General features: G+C 52.6%; 15 protein-coding genes. 5 read left to right on the plus strand and 10 right to left on the minus strand.

All coding sequences use genetic code 11. The annotated features are described in order from the left end of the window. Window position 1: 1 nt before the first annotated feature. A complete protein-coding gene (locus GCE01_RS00200) occupies window positions 2–625 on the minus strand; it encodes a biliverdin-producing heme oxygenase (protein WP_099211066.1) in 624 nt (207 codons plus the stop codon). Between the two features lie 252 nt (window positions 626–877). Between GCE01_RS00200 and GCE01_RS00205 the strand changes: the two genes are divergently transcribed. Continuing rightward, on the plus strand, window positions 878–3,145 hold the full coding sequence (locus tag GCE01_RS00205; protein ID WP_099210138.1) for a TonB-dependent hemoglobin/transferrin/lactoferrin family receptor: 2,268 nt from the start codon (window positions 878–880) through the stop codon (window positions 3,143–3,145). A gap of 56 nt (window positions 3,146–3,201) precedes the next feature. On the opposite strand, the gene GCE01_RS00210 is transcribed toward GCE01_RS00205, so the two are convergent. The 6 genes from GCE01_RS00210 to GCE01_RS00235 all read right to left on the minus strand — a co-directional run bounded on the left by GCE01_RS00210 (window position 3,202) and on the right by GCE01_RS00235 (window position 10,438). Continuing rightward, entirely contained in the window at window positions 3,202–4,140 is a 939-nt protein-coding gene (locus GCE01_RS00210; protein WP_099210140.1) for a beta-propeller fold lactonase family protein, read from the minus strand. Window positions 4,141–4,338: 198 nt separating this feature from the next. After that, entirely contained in the window at window positions 4,339–5,163 is an 825-nt protein-coding gene (locus GCE01_RS00215) for a DeoR/GlpR family DNA-binding transcription regulator (RefSeq protein WP_099210142.1), read from the minus strand. After that, on the minus strand, window positions 5,160–5,942 hold the full coding sequence (locus GCE01_RS00220; protein WP_099210144.1) for a triose-phosphate isomerase: 783 nt from the start codon (window positions 5,940–5,942) through the stop codon (window positions 5,160–5,162). Before GCE01_RS00220 ends, GCE01_RS00215 begins: the two co-directional genes overlap by 4 nt. Window positions 5,943–6,152: 210 nt before the next feature. After that, on the minus strand, window positions 6,153–7,136 hold the full coding sequence (locus tag GCE01_RS00225; protein ID WP_099210147.1) for a beta/alpha barrel domain-containing protein: 984 nt from the start codon (window positions 7,134–7,136) through the stop codon (window positions 6,153–6,155). 3 nt (window positions 7,137–7,139) lie between these two features. Continuing rightward, on the minus strand, window positions 7,140–8,849 hold the full coding sequence (locus tag GCE01_RS00230) for a glycerol-3-phosphate dehydrogenase/oxidase (RefSeq protein ID WP_099210149.1): 1,710 nt from the start codon (window positions 8,847–8,849) through the stop codon (window positions 7,140–7,142). After that, window positions 8,846–10,438, minus strand: coding sequence for an FGGY-family carbohydrate kinase (locus GCE01_RS00235; protein ID WP_099210151.1), 1,593 nt, complete (start codon window positions 10,436–10,438; stop codon window positions 8,846–8,848). Before GCE01_RS00235 ends, GCE01_RS00230 begins: the two co-directional genes overlap by 4 nt. 268 nt (window positions 10,439–10,706) lie before the next feature. Between GCE01_RS00235 and GCE01_RS00240 the strand changes: the two genes are divergently transcribed. After that, window positions 10,707–11,525 carry a DeoR/GlpR family DNA-binding transcription regulator gene (locus tag GCE01_RS00240; protein WP_046899512.1) on the plus strand — a complete coding sequence of 273 codons (819 nt, stop codon included), beginning with the start codon at window positions 10,707–10,709 and terminating at the stop codon, window positions 11,523–11,525. Window positions 11,526–12,126: 601 nt separating this feature from the next. Continuing rightward, window positions 12,127–12,420 carry a hypothetical protein gene (locus GCE01_RS00245; protein WP_046899513.1) on the plus strand — a complete coding sequence of 98 codons (294 nt, stop codon included), beginning with the start codon at window positions 12,127–12,129 and terminating at the stop codon, window positions 12,418–12,420. An 8-nt stretch (window positions 12,421–12,428) separates the two neighbouring features. On the opposite strand, the gene mntR is transcribed toward GCE01_RS00245, so the two are convergent. Further along, a complete protein-coding gene (gene mntR, locus GCE01_RS00250; RefSeq protein ID WP_099210153.1) occupies window positions 12,429–12,917 on the minus strand; it encodes a manganese-binding transcriptional regulator MntR in 489 nt (162 codons plus the stop codon). A 161-nt stretch (window positions 12,918–13,078) separates the two neighbouring features. On the opposite strand from mntR, the gene GCE01_RS00255 reads away from it, so the two are divergent. Together GCE01_RS00255 and GCE01_RS00260 are read left to right on the plus strand one after the other, a co-directional pair. Beyond that, window positions 13,079–14,455, plus strand: a complete 1,377-nt coding sequence (locus GCE01_RS00255) for an Nramp family divalent metal transporter (RefSeq protein ID WP_099211068.1) — start codon at window positions 13,079–13,081, stop codon at window positions 14,453–14,455. Window positions 14,456–14,746: 291 nt separating this feature from the next. Further along, on the plus strand, window positions 14,747–16,750 hold the full coding sequence (locus GCE01_RS00260; protein WP_244591030.1) for a TonB-dependent receptor: 2,004 nt from the start codon (window positions 14,747–14,749) through the stop codon (window positions 16,748–16,750). A gap of 13 nt (window positions 16,751–16,763) precedes the next feature. On the opposite strand, the gene GCE01_RS00265 is transcribed toward GCE01_RS00260, so the two are convergent. Together GCE01_RS00265 and GCE01_RS00270 are read right to left on the minus strand one after the other, a co-directional pair. Further along, complete coding sequence (locus tag GCE01_RS00265; RefSeq protein ID WP_099210158.1) at window positions 16,764–18,350, minus strand: PepSY-associated TM helix domain-containing protein; 1,587 nt, start codon at window positions 18,348–18,350, stop codon at window positions 16,764–16,766. Then, window positions 18,347–18,649 carry a hypothetical protein gene (locus GCE01_RS00270; protein ID WP_099210160.1) on the minus strand — a complete coding sequence of 101 codons (303 nt, stop codon included), beginning with the start codon at window positions 18,647–18,649 and terminating at the stop codon, window positions 18,347–18,349. Before GCE01_RS00270 ends, GCE01_RS00265 begins: the two co-directional genes overlap by 4 nt. Between the last annotated feature and the right edge of the window lies 1 nt (window position 18,650).

Consider the following 18,650-nt stretch of genomic DNA (forward strand, 5'->3'; position numbering starts at 1 on the left):
TTTAAAGACTAACTCTTTCATTCTGACTGGCGGAGAAAATCTCCTCCGAGTTCAGAGCGGCCATCTGATCCAGACAACTGGAGAAGCGGGCGAAAGCCTCCTCAGCAGCCGAAACACACATTGCTCGATCCAGATCAGCGCTATCGATCGCCGCCTTAAACGTTTTCCACGACAGGCCCCGACCTTCCGGTGCAGGAGCCAGATGCCGCGCCCCGAAACTTTCTGTCAGCCCAAGAGACATTGCCATCTTGGACAGGATATTCGCGCCCAGCTTCGATCCTTCAGCAACGTATAGCCAACCTACGGCAACCGAAGGGTTGAACGGAATCACGTTCCCACGATGCGCCATTGGGGCTGCCAGACCCAGATCACGCATGTCAGCTTCCACCCAGGGAAACCGGTTGCGTGTCTCAAGATCGGGAAGAAGGTTTCGTAACATTTCGTTTTCGTAAATATTTGTCATATCTCTCAGGAAGACATACTGAGACAGAAGAAAGATCCGATATCCGTCCAGACTGGAAAAAATTCCCATGGACATAATCTTGTGATCGGTCCGGTCATGAATAGATTTTGTCTTTTCCCGTAGCGCCAGGGAAAGCGTATTGTCGGTGAAAAACGCGCTCATATCCGCCATTTGTCCTTTTAATCTCAGCTTAAATGAATGCCTGAACCGTTGGCTCCCTTCCCGACAGGAAAGAGTCGATGCGGGCTCTGTGTGGCATATTCATCCACCCGCTTCAATGAAAATGAGAATCACTATCATTTAGATTGACGCCATGAAATTCCACCGCCATTAGATGCGAACAATTCTCATTTAAAGGTGTAAGTTTCCATGAGCAGGCAAAGCGCTCGTCCAACACGTTTTCTGCGACAGTCCATGCTGGCAACGTCTGCGCTCGTCTGCATTTTTGCAGCTTTATCATCTGCTCAAGCCCAAACGAGCAAAGACTCTGAGAAAGTCACTGATGCAAAAACAGATGGTATTCCAGCACATACTGGGGCAGCCCCTACAGTTCAGCTCAAACCCCTCCATGTTCGAGGGCAGGCTGCTGCAGACATCATTGATTCCATGAAGGTTGATCCGGATGCGGACTATAGTGCCGTCGGAAAGCCGCGTGTCATGACTACAACAACCACGCTGAAAACCCTTCAATCCCGCATGATTGACAGCATTTCGGACTATGCTCGTCGCGTGGACGCGGGAGTGAATTACAACAATAACAATCTCAGCATTAATATGCGTGGGCTGGATCAAAACCGCATTCTCACCACCATAGACGGCATTCGAACAATCTGGGCGAATGACGGCGCACGTGGTGTCAGTGGAGGTGTTTCGTCCTATGATTTCAATTCTCTTGGCTCGATCGACATCGTCAAAAACGCGAACTCTGGCTTTTTCGGAACAGGTGCGCTCGGCGGTGTTGTTTCACTCAAGACACTGGACCCGGAAGACCTTCTGACAGGCAACAAAGCCTACGGCGGCCTGACCAAACTGACATATGATGGGTCTAGCGAGAGTGGATATCTCAATCAGGCCCTTGCTGGACGTTACCATAATACAATGATTTTAGTTCAGGGCGGCTACCAGACTGGCAGCCAAACCGGAAATATGGGCGGCACAGGCGGCGTTGGGTCCACGCGATCAGACAAAGATCCCGCTTCCTACACGCAAGGAAACTTCCTGGGTAAAATTCACCAATACGTGGAAGGCGGGCATCGCTTTGGCTTGACCGGTGAAGTATTTGATCGAAATTATAACGAAAATACCCTGAGCAGTATTAGCTCAACATACAGCCGCTATCACACACTCGAAGAAAGCAAGCGCACGCGCGTTTCCGGAAGCTACGATTATAAATCGGAAAAACCGACAGCCTTTATCAGCGAAGCGCATCTCATTGCTTATTGGCAGAAGGTCAATTCAATCACAGATACAGCCGCCAATCGTCTGACATCGCCCATTGGCGAATATGATCGGGACAGTAATCTCGCTGTCCAGTCCTATGGAACGACGGGCTCAATTACGTCCAATGTTTTCACCGGCCCATTTCATCATGTGATTACCCTTGGCGGAGAAGCCTACATCACGGATACAAGCCAGTATGCTGCTGGCCTCGATAATTGCACGGCACAGGTTTATGCGTGCAGCTTCTTGCATGTAAACCAGTCTGATATGCCCGACGTACACGGAACTGATCTCGGGGCGATTGTTCAGGATCGTATTGGTTTCGGGAAAATGGAATGGCTGCACGTCACACCAGGATTCCGCTTCGATCACTACAGACGTAGCCCGCAGGACACGCCGAGCTACACTAAAAATGCAGCGTATGAAGGCATACCAAACGGAGCCAGTGGCTCGCATTATTCCCCGAAGGTTCTGGTCGAAGCTCGGGTCCTGAAAAACCTCACACTTTACGGGCAATACTCCCAGGCCTTCCGTGCTCCGTCTGCGACAGAAATGTATCTGACCTACGGCGGCACAGGCAGCTACGTCTCAATCGGAAACCAGAACCTCAAACCGGAAACCAGTCGTGGCTGGGAGGTTGGCGCGCGATATGGGGATTCCAAACGCGGCGCCACAGTTTCGTTCTTCGATAATTACTATCACAATTTCATCGATACGATCACAACAACGGCGGCAGCAGCTGGCATCGGCGGATACTACCCGTTCGGTGTTTTCGAATACGTTAACCGCCAGCACGTCCGTATTTACGGCGTAGAAGCACGCGCTAACTGGACTTTCGCCAATTACTGGCAGGTATGGACGTCCCTTGCGTATTCTGATGGTCAGGATACCGATGAACATGTGCACCTGAACTCCGTTGCACCATTCCGCGGAATTGTGGGCGTTGCCTATAACCGAGAGCACTGGGGCGCGAATTTCTCCACGACATTCGCGGCGGCGCGCAACAAGGTGCAGAACATGGCGTCTAATGTGAATAAGACACCGGGTTATGCACTCTTCGATTTAACGGGTTGGTACTCACCGAAATTCTTCCCGAACCTCCGTGTTCAGGCGGGAATGTATAATATGTTCAACAAGCGTTATTATAATGCACTTGATGTGCCTGACAGCATCAGTGTTCCCAAGTCCTATTACACACAGCCTGGCCGTAGCTTCAAAGTCACGACGCTTATCAATTTCTAAACGTCAGAAACCAGTTCTGAAGCACCGTGACCCACGCCAGAACACGTCACGGTGTTTCAAAAAAAACCAAGGGTCTCGCACCCAACCCCAGCTTTCACTGTTCGCAGTACCTTACGACTGGAAAGCTGGATTTCAGTCAGCGTCCCGTCATCTTCATTTGCCACAAGCACAGTTGTTCCATCTGGACGGAAAGCAGCGTCCATTGGCTTCTGCCCAACCGGAACGGGGTACTGGTCCCACTGCGGCAGACTGATCAATGTCACAATCGGCTCGAAATCTCCGATAACCAGAAGCCATTTTCCATCGGGACTAACCCGCACAACCTGCGCACTTTTACGGTGATGCTTCAGTTCAACTTCCTGACGCAGCTCTCCCGCATCCACATCCATAAGAAATAAAGTTGGTTTGAGCGCATTACTGACCACCAGGAATTTTTCATCCGGCAGATGATCGATGCCAGCAGAGGGCGCGGGCAGAACGATCGTGCGCCTGACGCTGTCATCACCAATACGAAGAACGGTCAGCGTCGCATCTTCTTCGTTTTCCGTGACGATCAGCTTACGCTGCGGCAGAACAGTAAGCCTGTGTGCATTCCGAGAAAATGCCTGCAGGATATGGGTAACTCTTTTCGTCTCGGGATCAATCACCGCCACAGCAGAACTGTTCTCACAGCAAACATAAAGCAAGCCGTCCGGCCCAAACCGTAATGTATGCGGTGACTCAAGGGGTGTCAGATCGATGTCTGAAATTCTGGTTCTGGCATACAGATCTATAACGGAAACAAAATGGTTTGGTATGGGATTGTTGCCGTGAAAACCATTCCCATACGCTGGAACAAATGCAAGCCCGCGCGTCTCATCTATAGCCAGCTCATGCGGGAGACTTGGCATCCCCCCACTATGATCCAGCACTTCAAGCGTTGTAGGATGCAGGAAAAGAAGCTGTGCCCCCTTCTTGTCCACAACAATTAGCCCACTGCAATGACTAAGGGTCATAGGACTGTCCTTGCTCTTATTTGTGTCAGGTTACTCCCGATATAAAACAATATAAGAGGTATTTAGTTTTGAATGGTCTGGTCAGGATGCTGTCACGAAAATGCCAGCCCTAATAAAAGCCCAGACCAGGTGTTTTGTAAAAAACGCGTCAGAAAGAACTAACGGTCGACAATTCTTCTGAACTCAAAAAAAACAGTTTCAGGCCATCATTGCCATGGGCATGTCAGCCGACGGAATGTCTGCGATATGCAATTTGACACCTGCCCCCATCATTCTGTCAGCGGTCTCTCCAGAGAGGCCTGAGTCCGTAATAACGGCATCAAAATCCGTCAGGTTTGCCAGATGATTTAGCGCGCTAATTCCAAATTTACGGCTATCCACCATTAAAACGCGGCGATCAGCCATGTTCATGAGCGCACTCTTGGCTTTGATCAGATCTTCGTCCTGATGATAGGCAGAAAGACCGTGAATAGCCGAGGTCGACATGAATAATGTGTTGATCCGAAGCGACGTAACGCTGCGTTCACATAAAACTCCGAGAAATGCATCGAATGTTGGATTGTAACGCCCACCCAGTGCAATCAGGCTGATGTCACGAGACCGTCCGATCTTGGTACTGATCCCCAGACTGTTCGTCACGACTGTAAGTTGACCGATTGCTGTCAAGCGTTCGGATAGAAACCGCGATGTTGTGGAGTCATCCAAGGCAATCGTATCGCCTTCTTCGATCAAGCCAGCAGCAATCGCTGTAATACCAAGCTTTTCCTGCACAGCCTGTCGAGCACGCAGCATGATGCTACTTGCTGCCACAGCATTCGAAAGCGTCGTAACGCTTTCACCAACTTTACGGATCAAGCCCTGTGTCGCAAGCGCGTGCAGGTCACGGTTCATGGCTGCACGGGTTATGGTGAACTGAACCAGCAGATCCTGGATCAGAACACAGCCATGCGCCGTAACGTAATCCAGAACGGCTTGACGCCGTGCGGACAAAGCACGACTTCCATGAAGGATATCGGGCATCATGCAGGTGCTCTTTCCTCGATCACACGATCAATCAGCTTTTCGAAGTCAGGAACTGACCAGCCAGCGCGCCCCACAAATACGCCATCCACATTTGGCTGGCTCACATAGCTGCGGGCATTATCCTGCGTAACGCTTCCGCCATAGAGCAGCGGTACGCGATCGCCGATATCCTTGCCGGCTATCTCACACAGAACAGCCCGCAATCCAGCATGGACTTTTGCAACACAGTCGGTGTCTGCAGCCCGTCCGCCCGCACCAATGGCCCAGACAGGTTCGTAAGCAATCAGAATATTTGGAAGGTCTGCATGCGCCACGTCATGCAGCGCAATTTTGAGCTGCCGGGAGAGTGTCTCTGCCGTGACGCCGAAATCATACTCTTCGAGGCTCTCGCCAATGCAAAGCAAAGGACGCAAGCCATGACGAAGAGCAGCGGACATCTTGCGACTGACAGTCCAGTCTGTTTCCGCAAAATGCTGCCGCCGTTCCGAATGGCCGATCAGTACGATATCCGCACCGCACTCTTTCACCATTCCGGGGGAAATTTCACCCGTCCAGGAGCCGCTCTCTTCCCAGTGCATGTTCTGTGCACCGACAAGCACGTCTGCACCTTTCAGAACGCTCGCAACAGCCTGCAAGGACGTAAATGGTGTGATGATGAACGGCTTCACGCCATCCGGCGCTCGATACGCCTTAAGCGCTTCTGCAGCAGCCAAGGCCTCGGCAGGTCCCTTGTTCATCTTCCAGTTCGTACCGATCCAGACCGTTTTGCGAGTCACCATTCATCTCCCGACAAGAAGGCAGCGACCATCGAATCTTGATCGCTAAACCTAAGCCATGTTTAGCGTTAAATCATAACACTCCAAAGACATGAAGTTCCGAAGGGAATGATATTTTCAATTCAACTCTCCGTACCTGCTCTCCAGCAAAGATCTGAAGGCAGGTACGAAGACGCTGAAAACAGGAACTTTATTGCCTCTGCGAGTTTTTTTTTAAGCTGCCCGCTCCAGCAGAACGCTTTCCGTCACCTGACTATCGACATCCGTTGGGCGCAGGGTGGCAATGCCCTTCCTAGCAAGACCATCATGATAGAAATGCGTAGCTTCGTTTGGAGAGAGGTCTCCATCCGTGACGCGACGCATCGCTTCAATCAGCAAGAGCGGGTCCGCTGCATCCACAATCTTGCGACCGAATAGTGCGGCTCTGGCACCACTGTTCTGGGCTTGATGAATCAGTTCCAGACAGTCACGCGTCGTGCCGCTTCCACCGCCCATAATCCCCACGATTACGCTTGGATCGTACTCGCACAGTTCCGCAAACGCCTCGCTGCCATTAAACGGCACCTTCAGGAAGACAGGCTTTTCTTCCTTGCGAAGACCCGCAAGCGCACGGGTAACCATATCATTCAGGAACACTCCGAAATCTTCAGGAGCGATATGCCCTTCATTTGGGTTGAAGACTTCGAGGAAATAAGAAAACCCGTTGATCTTGGCCTCTTCGCGGAACCGAGCGAACTCTTCCAGCGCCAGCGTATCCTGGTCAACATCGCCGTTAAACGTCATCGAATAGAGGCCAAGGTTTGTCTGCGCCCGCTCCAGTGACGCGGAGCGAAACGGAACAGACTTCTGGGAGCGATAATGCCCTCCCCGTCCACGCCACAGGTCTGTCGTATCGTTAGCACGAATTGCCGTCTTAACTTTGGTCCCGTCAAACGCATCACGCTCCAGCAGATCTTCCAAAATAGAGACCGAGGTCAGCATGATGTCCACAATATCCTGACGGATAATAGACTGGATCTCTGACAGATATTGCGGCCGTGTGCGGAACAGCGACTGTCCGGCCCGAGGATTGCGGCGATTACCCATCGCGCTGATCCCGGCTGCCATATCTGAGTCCTTGGCGTCAGCAAGGATGAAATCATAACGCGTGTCCTTGCTAGCGCGCATGCGTGCAATTTTTTCTTCGTAACGGTTCATGGCTCAAGCTTTCAGAATTTCCGGGGTTTCAGCCGATAGAGGGAACTCACCCTGAAGGTTGTGGCGCTGCTGCCCTTCCCTCCAGGCGTCCTGAGCCTGACGTGCGGCTTCCCGCTCATCCCAGCCCAGCGTTCCTCCAATGATATTTGCAACTTCCAGCACCACTGCCGGCGTCATGGCACCACTAAGTGCAATGGTCGTACGACGGTAAAGAACGTCCGACAGACGGCGAACCAGCTCATTTTCAGCAATGAACATCAGTTCACGACGTGTGTAGGAGGGGAGCGTCCGAAGAGGAGCATCTGCCGCCTCCTGACAAAATCCCGCGATCTTTCTGGCCAACGTTCCGTACCGATCCAGCAGCACGGACGCACGCGGGCGCGGCAGCCCAAAAGAACTCGCAAACCTGTCCAGATAGGCTGTGTGCTGATCTGCATCCGGGAAGCCACGACCCCCGCCGATGGCCAACTCCTGCGTTGATGTGCTTCGTGGGTGCCCCAGCAGCGCCAGTACACGATCTGCGACTTCTTCGCCCAACCCACGGAAAGTCGTCCATTTCCCACCCACGAGAGACAGAACAGGCGTTGCACCCAGCCTGTCTTCATGAACGATGTGATCACGACTGATCGCAGAAGGATCGGCAGCATTGGTGGCTGGTAGCGGACGAACACCGCTATAACGGTAAGTGACCTGCTCGCTTCCGATATGGAAACCGGGGAACAGATCAGCCAGCATCCGCAGCATGTAATCCTGCTCCTCGTCCGTACAGACAGCCTTGTCCGGATCGTCGATCCGAATATCGGTAGAGCCAACCAGGACATGACCAAAAAACGGATATGCAAGACAGATCCGTCCATCCGGCGTCCCGAAATAGACCATCCGGCCCTTCAGTTCTCGGAGCAGGTCATCATGCTTCAACAGCAGGTGAGACCCTTTTGTCCCGCCAATATATTTCGTCGGGTTACCCAGGATCGTATTGATCTGATCAATCCAGGCACCACCTGCATTAACCAGAACACGCGCCTTTACCGTTTTTACTTCATCGGTGAGCACGTCTCGCAGGACAAGTTGTCCGCTTTGGAAAGTCTCTGGGACAACATAGGTTACGGCCTCACAGTTCGGAGCCGTTTCCAGTGCATCCTGCACACACTCATATCCGAGGCGTTCAGGCTGTGTGATCGCAGCATCGTAATACTGTGCTGTTGCCACAACATCCTTCGCCATATGGGGCCATTCACGGCGCGTTTTCTGGCTGAGGAAAAGGGAATGTCGTGGCATGACGCGAGCACGGCGCCCTAGGAAATCGTAAATCTGAAGCCCGACTTCCAGAACCAGCGCGCCACGATCCGTCATTTTACCGCCAAGGTTCAGGAAGCGACGAAATGATGTGACGATCCCTCCAAGCCATGTGCGGATCGGCAGAACAGTCGGCAATGGCCGAACGAAATGCGGGGCATTCCGCAGGAGCAGATTTCGCTCCAACGTCGACTGCGCCACAAGCTTGAACTCGCCCGTTTCCAGATACTTGATACCACCGTGGATCAAGCGGGATGGTGCGCAGGATGCCCCTGTACAAATGTCGCTGCGATCCAGAATAAGCGTCTTCACGCCCTGAAGAGCCAGTTCACGAAATAGGCCAGCGCCATTAATGCCAGCCCCGATAATGACGACATCAAATTCGGCATTATCGGGCATGGCTGAAAGTGTCTTCACGAATGCATTTCCTTCGCGATTTCGGCTGAGAGCGCATAATTCATGACGGGCCCCACCGGAGTTTCCGGAGCGCCACTGACTTCGCTACCGGCCTCGTACAGACCGGACCAAAAAGGTTTCATCGCCAGCGTCAATGCAACGTATCGGCGATAAATGCCTTCATAAATCCGTGCGCGAGCGGGGTCCGGCTGATAGATATTCATAGGAATTTCCTGAGCAGCCACAGCTTCCTCAAGATCTCCATAAAGCCCAACAGCAACACTTGCCGTCAGAGCCGCGCCCAGGGCTCCAGCCTCCCGAACGCTGGAAATTTCGACTGGCATGTTGAGAATATCCGCAAACATCTGCGCAATAGATGCCTGACTGCTACCGCCGCCCGAAACACCGAGGCGATGCACATCCCCTGTTTGACGCAGGGTCTCAACATGCTCGCGATGGTTGAAGATTGTTCCCTCAATCATCGCCTGAAACAGATCCGCTCGATCATGCCAGGACTGCACCCCGAAAAGAGAGGCACTTGCTGGCGCTTCGTAAGGCGATCCAAAAAGAAACGGGTGATACAGCGGTATCGGTCGTTCGCCGCGAGAACGCCCCAGCTTCGCCTCGACTTCCTTTGTGAGAACTTGAGCTGCCTCTTTTTCCTCTGGAAGCAGCATGCGCGCGAGCCATTCCAGATTGCTGGACGATGCAGGCGAGATGGCCATGCAATTCCACAATCCACGGCGATATCCCGCCCGGCAGGACCACCCATCGCCTATGACGGGGCGACTGCGGAAAATTTCATTGATTGAAAAAGTACCCGCCGTGATCGAAAGATCACCTGGTCGTGTGTAGCCTGACCCTACTGCCGCTGCCGTCACATCGTGGAGTCCGACAGCAACTGGCGTTCCTTCGCGTAGGCCGGTCGCACGAGCAGCTTCTGCCGTGATCGTTCCACCCTGATCACAGGACAGTAGCATTTTAGGGAGCGCACCGCGGATTTCGCGCAGATCCAACGCCTCAAGGATGCTATCGCTGTAGTCCTGCGTGTAGAGATCCGTGAAAGATGTACTGGCCTCTGTCAGATCTGTCGCAATTTCCCCGGTTAGACAAAGCCGGATCCAGTCTTTGGCAAAAAAGACAGTGCCAATGGCCTGATAACGATCAGGTTGATGGCGCTTCATCCAGGCCAGCAGAGTTGTTGCGGAGTAAGGGTACGGACGCTGCCCGGCGATAGGGACGATCTTTTCCAGTCGCCCTTCCCGTTTCCATTCATCATGGATTTCTGTGGCCCGACTGTCGAGCGACATAATCCCACGCCCCAATGGCTGACTTGAGCGGTCAAGAACGAAAAGTCCATCACCGTGCGCAGTGACCCCAACGCCAGCAATATCCTCACCACTCAGTCCAGAAACGTCCAAAGCTTCCCGGACTGCCTCTACAACAGCCTGCCACGCCTCATGCATATCCCGCTCAACGTGGCGGGGTTCATCCGTATGCTGGGGAACACGACGACGGCCAGTCCCCACAATTCCACCTGTCTTCGAGAAGATGACAGCCTTCGTCGTAGTAGAACCGCAATCGATCCCGATCGTGAAATCCTGGCGCATTTCGCCCTCCGGACATTCTCGCCATCAGCTTTAGCAAATCGCCCAACTGATAACACCATAAATGTTATTATTAGGTGATATAAGTGTTATCATGCCTTCGTCAATGTGATAAATATCACTTTCGTAGCGTCAAGAATCTTTGTGTGATTAATCCCGTGAAAAGCACACCACAGAGCCGATCAGAACATTACAAATTTGGTCAGCGCTGGTATGTAGATGTCGCGATGCCATAATTGGCCTTACCCGGTGACAAGGATCTTTTTGACAGATGACTGATGGTTCGGGCGTTCCAGCTACCTCTCCCGCCGTCCTTCTCAGCAAACGCCGGGATAACAGTGCCCGTCAGCAACAGATCCTCGACGTCCTTCTGGAGACAGGAAGTGCCACAATTGAGAATCTGTCTGAGCGTTTTGACGTCAGCAGGATGACAATTCACCGTGATGCTCACGCACTGGCAGCGCAGGGCCTGATCGACAAACTGCACGGCAGCATTGTTCTCAAGAATCGTGTCGTCACTCAAAAAACAGTCAATTTCCGAAAATCACGCGCGCCTGACCTGAAAGAATCAATTATTCAGCGGGCCATTTCGATGATTACGCCGGAGCAAATTCTTGTTCTGGACGACTCAACAACGGTCGCAGCGATGCTGCCGCTCCTTCCGGCTCTTGCCCCCCTGACAATCATTACGAATGCCGTGGGCGTCATTCAGGCGCTCGCTCCCTATCCCAACCTGAAACTGATTTGCTTGGGGGGCGACTATAACCAACCTCGGAACGCCTTTTTTGGCCTAGTCTGTGAGCAGGCTGCAAAATCGCTTCGCGCCAATACGATGTTTCTTTCCACATCGATCATTCACAACGAAACAGCGTTTCAGAACGATCAGGACGTTGTGAAGGTCAAACAGGCACTGATGCAAATCGCGGATCAGACCGTACTATTGGTCGACAGCACAAAATTTCGAAAAGGCGGCCTCCACCGTCTCGCCGCACTCAGCGATTTCGACGTTGTTCTGACAGACTCCCAATTGAAGCCCGCTATTCGCAAAGCACTTATTCAAGACGGAATTCACGTCGAAACATGTGGCTAGGAATTTAACGGCGACAGTACACAGCCCAGAATAGCAACGCAGCTGCGCAGACAAAATTCCGACAAAGATGCCGTAGCGCAGTTAAATACTGAAACGACGGCAGTGCATTATGCTCTTCTCGCGCTGCCTCAGGCCCATTAGCGGTCCGCTAGTCTTCGAAGTAAGACACCACACCGGCACCCCTGACGGCTTGTGACAGTGTCGTCCCGGTTGAGCACCGCATATGCTCAGAAATCAACGAGAATCGGAGTGAGTATTGCACCGCCTCTACCCCCATTCAGAAAATGGAAGTTCTCTGGCGCCGACTTAATCTTCACAAATCCGCGAACATAAATTCAAGCCAGAAATATAAAGTTTCCACTGCACCTGACGGTCACGCACCCCGGATGCAGGCACTATCTGACAGAAACCCTCAACACAGCTTACCACCCATGGGTATTTGGGATGGAATGGCGCTTTACCGCCAATCAGAACCATTTCTGGCGCAATGTTTCAAAAAATAACACATTCTGAAAAAACGAGATTAACGATATATTGACGAAAAAAGCAGGCTTCGCGTATCACGGCGTGAGAGCTTCCTTGAGACACAGGAGATGCTGAAATGTGCGGCATTACGTTAAACGATTTCCTGAGTGTCACGAGATGGACACCTGCAGATCTGGCCATCCAGATTGATCGCCCTGAAAGCGATGTCGAATGGTGGCTCGATAATCATGACCACGTCCCTGAGCGACTAAAGCTCTGGATGAGTAAGATCGTGGACACTTTCCAGAATAATCCCCCTCCCAAAGGCTACGCCATGGAACGGTCCAAAGGATGCCTGTTTAACGATGATCCCTCTGCGACTGTGGTTTGCTCCATTTGTCGCTTCAAAGGAAAATGCCATCTCACGTAATGTCGGCCTCAGCGTAATTTTGCATCGACAGTATTTGTCGACGAAAACTGCGCTAGCCCTTTTTTAAGCGCAGTTTCGAAAGCGGTAAGAGTTTCCGGACCAACATAATGTTCAATGCCCTCCGCATCGATCCGGGCATTTTCTTCACTAATTCCCAAAGCCAACAGAAACGCTTCCACAATTCCGTGCCGATGACGGGCCTTGTGCGCCATCTGCTGGCCAGCATCCGTCAGGAAAACGCCCCGGTACGGCTTTTGTGTCACCAGCCCTTCCGTTGACAGGCGGGCCAGCATTTTAGCCACCGTTGGCTGAGACACACCAAGACGACCGGCAATATCGACTTGGCGAGCCTCCTGCCCCTCAGCCAGAAGATCAGAAATCAGCTCGACATAATCTTCTACCAGCACCTTCTGCCTGGCAGCTCGATTGGCCCTGAACCCTTCTGAGTGGAGTTGCATGTCCACCAGGGATTTCTGCTTTTTCTTCTTCTGTTCCATTCTCAAGAAAACCGCTCAATCAATTATTCCCGACCGAATAAAACATTCTTCCTGTTAATTCCAGAGGCCTCTGAGCGATCTTTTTCAGAAGAAAAATAAGACAATGTTCATGAATATAGCATATTGCATATTTTACGGTTCCAAGCTTGAATGACATTCTGATGTCCGACCAACGCTCCGATGCCCCCACCGATAAGTCCGCCCCTAGCAAAGCCTGGCGCTTTTCGCGTCATGACGATGCGGAACGACCAAGCCTGCCTGAGGTGTTTTCAAGCGTTCGGGTTCCTGAAGGGTCAACAACGTGGCTGAAGCGCTTCCTCGCTTTCGTTGGGCCCGGATACATGGTCTCAGTTGGATATATGGACCCAGGAAACTGGGCGACGGACCTGCAAGGAGGCGCTCAGTACGGCTACACGCTGCTCTGCGTCATCATGCTTTCCAACCTGATGGCGATCCTTCTCCAAGCTCTCTCTGCACGCCTTGGCATCGCCACCGGTCGGGATCTGGCACAAGCCTGCCGTGACCATTTTCCGCCTGCGCTGAACGTAGTGCTTTGGCTGGCATGCGAGTTAGCGATTATCGCGTGTGATCTGGCTGAAGTGATTGGAACGGCCGTTGCATTGCAACTGCTCTTCGGCCTCCCTCTTTTGGGTGGCGCGCTCCTCTCCATTCTGGACGCCTTCATAGTTCTTCTGCTGATGGGCCGCGGCTTCCGGTATCTGGAAGCTTTTGTCATCGGCCTTCTCTCAATCATTGCGCTTTGCTTTGGGGTACAGCTCGTTGCGGCCACACCACCCGTTGCAGCAATCCTGAAGGGCCTTATTCCGACGCCGGAAATCGTGACCACGCCAGGAATGCTCTACATTGCGATTGGCATTATCGGTGCCACGGTCATGCCGCATAACCTGTATCTGCATTCGTCTATTGTACAGACGCGGGCCTATGAGCGAACGCCCGTTGGACGTCGTGATGCCATTCGGTGGGCAACATGGGACAGCACAATTGCCCTCATGCTCGCGCTATTCATCAACGCGGCGATCCTCATTGTGGCAGCCGCAGCTTTTCATGAGACAGGCCACCAGAATGTGGCCGAGATCGAAGATGCCTATCATCTTCTCTCCCCCATTCTTGGGCTCGGAATAGCCTCTACGCTTTTCGCCCTGGCACTGCTGGCTGCGGGCACAAACTCAACCGTCACCGGAACACTGGCCGGCCAGATCATTATGGAAGGCTTCCTGCGCCTCCATATCCCGCATTGGGCAAGACGACTGCTGACCCGCGGCCTGGCGATCATTCCCGTCGCGGTGGTAACTGTGCTCTACGGAAGCCATGGCGTAGGCGCTCTGCTGATGGCCAGTCAGGTCATCCTGTCCCTTCAGCTTCCTTTCGCAGTCATTCCCCTTGTGATGTTTGTGTCTGACCGTCGCAAGATGGGCGAATTCACAATCAACCGCTTCATGACCGCACTGTCATGGATCGTCGCGGGTCTTATTCTCATCCTGAACTTTAAACTTCTGTACGACACTCTGGTCGGCTGAACGACACCCCAGAAAAATTGAGAACCAACTATGGCAACAGCATTTTTGCGCTCAAAATTCGCCCCTAGATATAGCAAATGCTATATTAAACAGCACACCGCAAATTCAAGAGTTTCAACTGTCCCCTTTCGGATAGCAATTGCAGGAACCACGCTCCTTACAGGGCTACTGGCAACTGATGTATTTGCTGCCGATAATGCGCCATCCAGCGAGCCCCAAAAGAAGATTTCCAAAAAGTCTGAAAAGAGAGCTATTCAAACCAAAGACAAACCTGCTGAACACGTCACTGTCATGGGGCACCTCGATCAGGCCCGCGGACGTATCTTCCCCGGCCTGGGCGCAGTTTCCTACGGCATCGATCAACGACAGATCCAGGCTACGCCTCAGGGGCAGAATGCTTCTTTCAGCCAGATTATGCTCAGAATGCCTGGCGTCGTGCAGGACAGCTACGGAGAAGTGCATGTCCGAGGCGAACATGGCGGCCTGACTTACCGGGTCAACGGTGTCCTGCTTCCCGAGGGCCTGAATGGTTTTGGTCAGGAACTGGATACACGCATTATCCAATCGGTTGACCTGCTGACGGGAACCCTCCCCGCTCAATTCGGGTTCCGTACGGCCGGCATTGTGGACGTGCATACAAAAAGCGGGTCCACCCTGAAAAATAACCAGCTTTCACTCTATGGCGGCAGCTACGACACTTTTGCACCGTCCTTACAACTGGGCGGTTCAAAAGGGCGCTTTGAATATTTTACGACGCTGTCCATGAACCGAAATAATATTGGTATCGAGAACCCGACCGCCTCCTTCCGCGCAACGCATGACACAACGCAGCAGGAAAAGGCGTTTGGTTATTTTTCATGGAAGCTAAACGACACCGACCGTATCTCGCTCCTGACAAGTGCATCTTACGCAGATTTTGAACTTCCCAACACGACAGGCCTGCAACCGGTTTATCAACTTTCTGGAACAGACTGGTCACACCCCTCTGTGCAATCACGCTTTCTGGATGACAGCCAGACAGAGCAAAACTATTACGCCGTCGTTTCATACCAGCACAGCGCTGACAAACTGAACCTTCAGCTCTCACCGTATTTTCGTTACGGGCGCATCGATTATACGCCAGACCCGGCTCGGGACCTTATTTTTCAAGGTGTGGCTGAACACGAGGTCAATGACTTTACAACTGGCGGCGCGCAATTCGATTTGTCTTATGATATCGCTCCGCACCATACCCTTCGGGCCGGTCTTCTGGGTCAATACACCTCCGAGCGCCTCGATACTGACTCTCTTGCATTCCCAGTAGACGAAACTGGCCAACAGACTTCGTCTACCCCTCTTCGGCTGATAGACAACACGGGCAACTGGTCTGTTGAAGCTGGTGCTTACCTTCAGGATGAATATCGCATCACCCGCAAACTCACTTTCAATTATGGCATTCGCTACGACCGGTTTGCATCGTCTTTTGGAAACGAAGGACAACTCAGCCCGCGCGCCAACCTGGTGTGGAAGCCGTTCCGAAGCACGACCTTGCACATCGGTTACTCCAGGTTCTTCGCACCGCCTTCTCCACAGTACGTTTATCCTTCAACACTGGCGCGTTTTGCAGGAACCACAAATGCCGCAGCCAATTTGACAGATACGCCCACGAAAGTTGAAACCTCCAATTACGTGGACGCTGGCATTCTCCAGCATATTACTCCCGAATTACAGATTACAATCGACGCTTACAGCAAGTGGGCACACAACCTTACGGATCTTGGACAGTTTGGCCGTGCGGTCATCCTCGCGCCATTCAGCTATCGCCGAGGTCACGTCTATGGTGCCGAGTTTGGAAGCTCCTGGAGGCGCGGGCCTTGGTCAGTATTCGGCAATTTCTCGTTTGTGAAAACGGCAGCTCGAGAAATCAACTCCGCCGAATACCAGTTCGATCCGGAAGAATTGAGCTACATTCGCGCACATGCCATCCAGTTAGACCATCAGGGACAGTATACCGCCAGCGCTGGCGCATCCTATTCCAGCAAGCATCACTTGGCTTATATAGATTTCCTATATGGATACGGCCTGCGGAGTGGCTTTGCCAATCTTGAGAAACAGCCCCAGTACGACATTTTTAACGTCGGATACCAGTACACCTTCACCCGCGTCCCGCTGGGGCATGATCTGAAAGTTCGCGCTGACATCGTAAATCTGTTCGACAAACGCTACCAACTTCGAGACGGTAGCGGCGTCGGCATTTATCAGGCGCAATACGGACAACGACGAGGCACTTATTTCTCACTCGTGTCCGATTTCTGAAAACAACCTAACCTCAGGCCCGCTCAGGGTCTGAGGGAAATCCTTTACGACGCAGCACAGGCTGACCGGCCTCGGGCCGCACCGCCCAGAGCATCAAAAAGGCCCCATAAAGAATTGCAAATGCATCTACTGCTAAGGCTGAATCCTGCATGCGTGATAATGGTGTAACCACAAGTGCGGAAATCGGCATTATCCATGTCAGGATTGCGGAAAATATCAGTAAAATGCGAATAGCTTCCCGCTCCTTGAGCCAGAATGCCACCCCATTGCACAGCAGAAAAACCCCGAAATAAACAAGCTGCACAGTGACCGTTTGACTGCTCGCGGGCAGCAGAGGCGCCGCGCATAATACAGCTGATATCCCCGCTACACACCCAAGCGAACATCCGATCGTCAACGCACAGAGTATTCGTGTTGATTTTGTATCCTCTACACGTCCTGTTCCGCGCTCACGACGCCTGCGCGACACCACCCAGAGCTGATTGCCCGCATAGAACATAAATGCACCACCGAGCCCGAGAAGCACATATCCCCACTGCACACTCTCTCCGCCAAAACTGCCAAAATGCAGAACGAAAAATGATGTCAGCACGGACTGCGACCAGCTCTGATGACCGGGCATATACTCGGTAGACACGAGCCTGCCGCTATATGGATCGACGCCTGCAAATCCTCCCCCCGCACCACGCGCGCCATAACATGGGTCTCGTCCCGTTATTCTGAGAGCCAAATGGCCACCATGAGCGCTGCTATAAGCCAGAGTATCGGGAATGAACCCCGGCGCTTGTGTCGCAACAGTTTTAAGAATCTGATCCGGATCGAGAGGCTTCCGTAGTTCTGCCGCGGGACCATGAGGATGCGGCCCATGCCCCGGGCCTCCTGCATCATGCTGAGCCTGCGGGTGTTGTATCAGGAGCGCCTGCTCCGCCATGTAGATCTCATCATGAAACGCAAACACTACTGAAGTGAGCGCCATGATGATATGAAAAGGCAGAGAAAACAGGCCCAGCATACTATGCATGTCGAGCCACATTCTTTTGACGTTTTGACCCAGGCGAATTGCAAACAGGTTTTTCACAAGCCCTGGAATTACGATGAGTGTCCCTGAAATCAGGGCCACCGCATAAAGCAACGCGACCACGCCCATAAGGAGCCGCCCGGCCTCATGAGGCATGGAAAGCCCGACCTGCTGATGAAGCATATTGATGAAATGTGCGGCCTGAGAAGGCTCCTGACTCACCGTCACCAAAGAGCCATCCGTTGCCAACGCTGAAAAATTGGCGAAAGACGGGCCGTGCATCCGCTCTGGCATTCCCCAAATCAAGGATGCGGGCTGAGAAGGCGTTGGATGCAAAACAATCGTATAATTACGTTGCGCTTCCGGATGCTCAGAAAATGTCTTTTCCAGCAATGCTGGCATTTTCTCGAGTGATACTGGCGGCGGCAAAGCAACTGGTGCCGAAGCCCAATCCTGCAGAGGCCGCTCGAACATCGTTACTGATCCGGCATAAAATGCTACAAATAGGAAAAGGCCACAGACAATCCCGACCCAGCTATGGATTTCCCGATACATCCGGACAATATCAGCGCGGATTTTCACGACATCATACTCCGCACACCCATATAAATAGCCCAGAGAACAGCATTCGCACCTCCAAGCATTGCCCACGCACGCCAGCCTGATCGAAACAGAAAGCAGGTCCCGAGAATTCCCGTCCAGACCGGAACTACGAGCCACATCAGGAACTGTGAACCGACAGCCCTAGGCTGCCCGTCAACATGCACGAGCAGACCCAGAATGCCCATCAGGGCAAAGGAAAGCGTAAGTCCAAGGACAAGACCGGCGCTCGCTTTGGGAAACCAGTTCCGACTGCTTAGCATCACGGGAGTTGATGTCATG

The organism is Gluconobacter cerinus, assembly GCF_002723935.1.
GTDB lineage: Bacteria > Pseudomonadota > Alphaproteobacteria > Acetobacterales > Acetobacteraceae > Gluconobacter > Gluconobacter cerinus.

Excerpts from the sequence above, each read along its gene's own strand:
- GCE01_RS00200 (WP_099211066.1), bottom strand. The coding sequence starts at position 625 with ATGAGCGCGTTTTTCACCGACAATACGCTTTCCCTGGCGCTACGGGAA.
- GCE01_RS00205 (WP_099210138.1), top strand. The coding sequence starts at position 878 with ATGCTGGCAACGTCTGCGCTCGTCTGCATTTTTGCAGCTTTATCATCT.
- GCE01_RS00210 (WP_099210140.1), bottom strand. The coding sequence starts at position 4,140 with ATGACCCTTAGTCATTGCAGTGGGCTAATTGTTGTGGACAAGAAGGGG.
- GCE01_RS00215 (WP_099210142.1), bottom strand. The coding sequence starts at position 5,163 with ATGATGCCCGATATCCTTCATGGAAGTCGTGCTTTGTCCGCACGGCGT.
- GCE01_RS00220 (WP_099210144.1), bottom strand. The coding sequence starts at position 5,942 with ATGGTGACTCGCAAAACGGTCTGGATCGGTACGAACTGGAAGATGAAC.
- GCE01_RS00225 (WP_099210147.1), bottom strand. The coding sequence starts at position 7,136 with ATGAACCGTTACGAAGAAAAAATTGCACGCATGCGCGCTAGCAAGGAC.
- GCE01_RS00235 (WP_099210151.1), bottom strand. The coding sequence starts at position 10,438 with ATGCGCCAGGATTTCACGATCGGGATCGATTGCGGTTCTACTACGACG.
- GCE01_RS00240 (WP_046899512.1), top strand. The coding sequence starts at position 10,707 with ATGACTGATGGTTCGGGCGTTCCAGCTACCTCTCCCGCCGTCCTTCTC.
- GCE01_RS00245 (WP_046899513.1), top strand. The coding sequence starts at position 12,127 with ATGTGCGGCATTACGTTAAACGATTTCCTGAGTGTCACGAGATGGACA.
- mntR (WP_099210153.1), bottom strand. The coding sequence starts at position 12,917 with ATGGAACAGAAGAAGAAAAAGCAGAAATCCCTGGTGGACATGCAACTC.
- GCE01_RS00255 (WP_099211068.1), top strand. The coding sequence starts at position 13,079 with ATGTCCGACCAACGCTCCGATGCCCCCACCGATAAGTCCGCCCCTAGC.
- GCE01_RS00260 (WP_244591030.1), top strand. The coding sequence starts at position 14,747 with ATGGGGCACCTCGATCAGGCCCGCGGACGTATCTTCCCCGGCCTGGGC.
- GCE01_RS00270 (WP_099210160.1), bottom strand. The coding sequence starts at position 18,649 with ATGACATCAACTCCCGTGATGCTAAGCAGTCGGAACTGGTTTCCCAAA.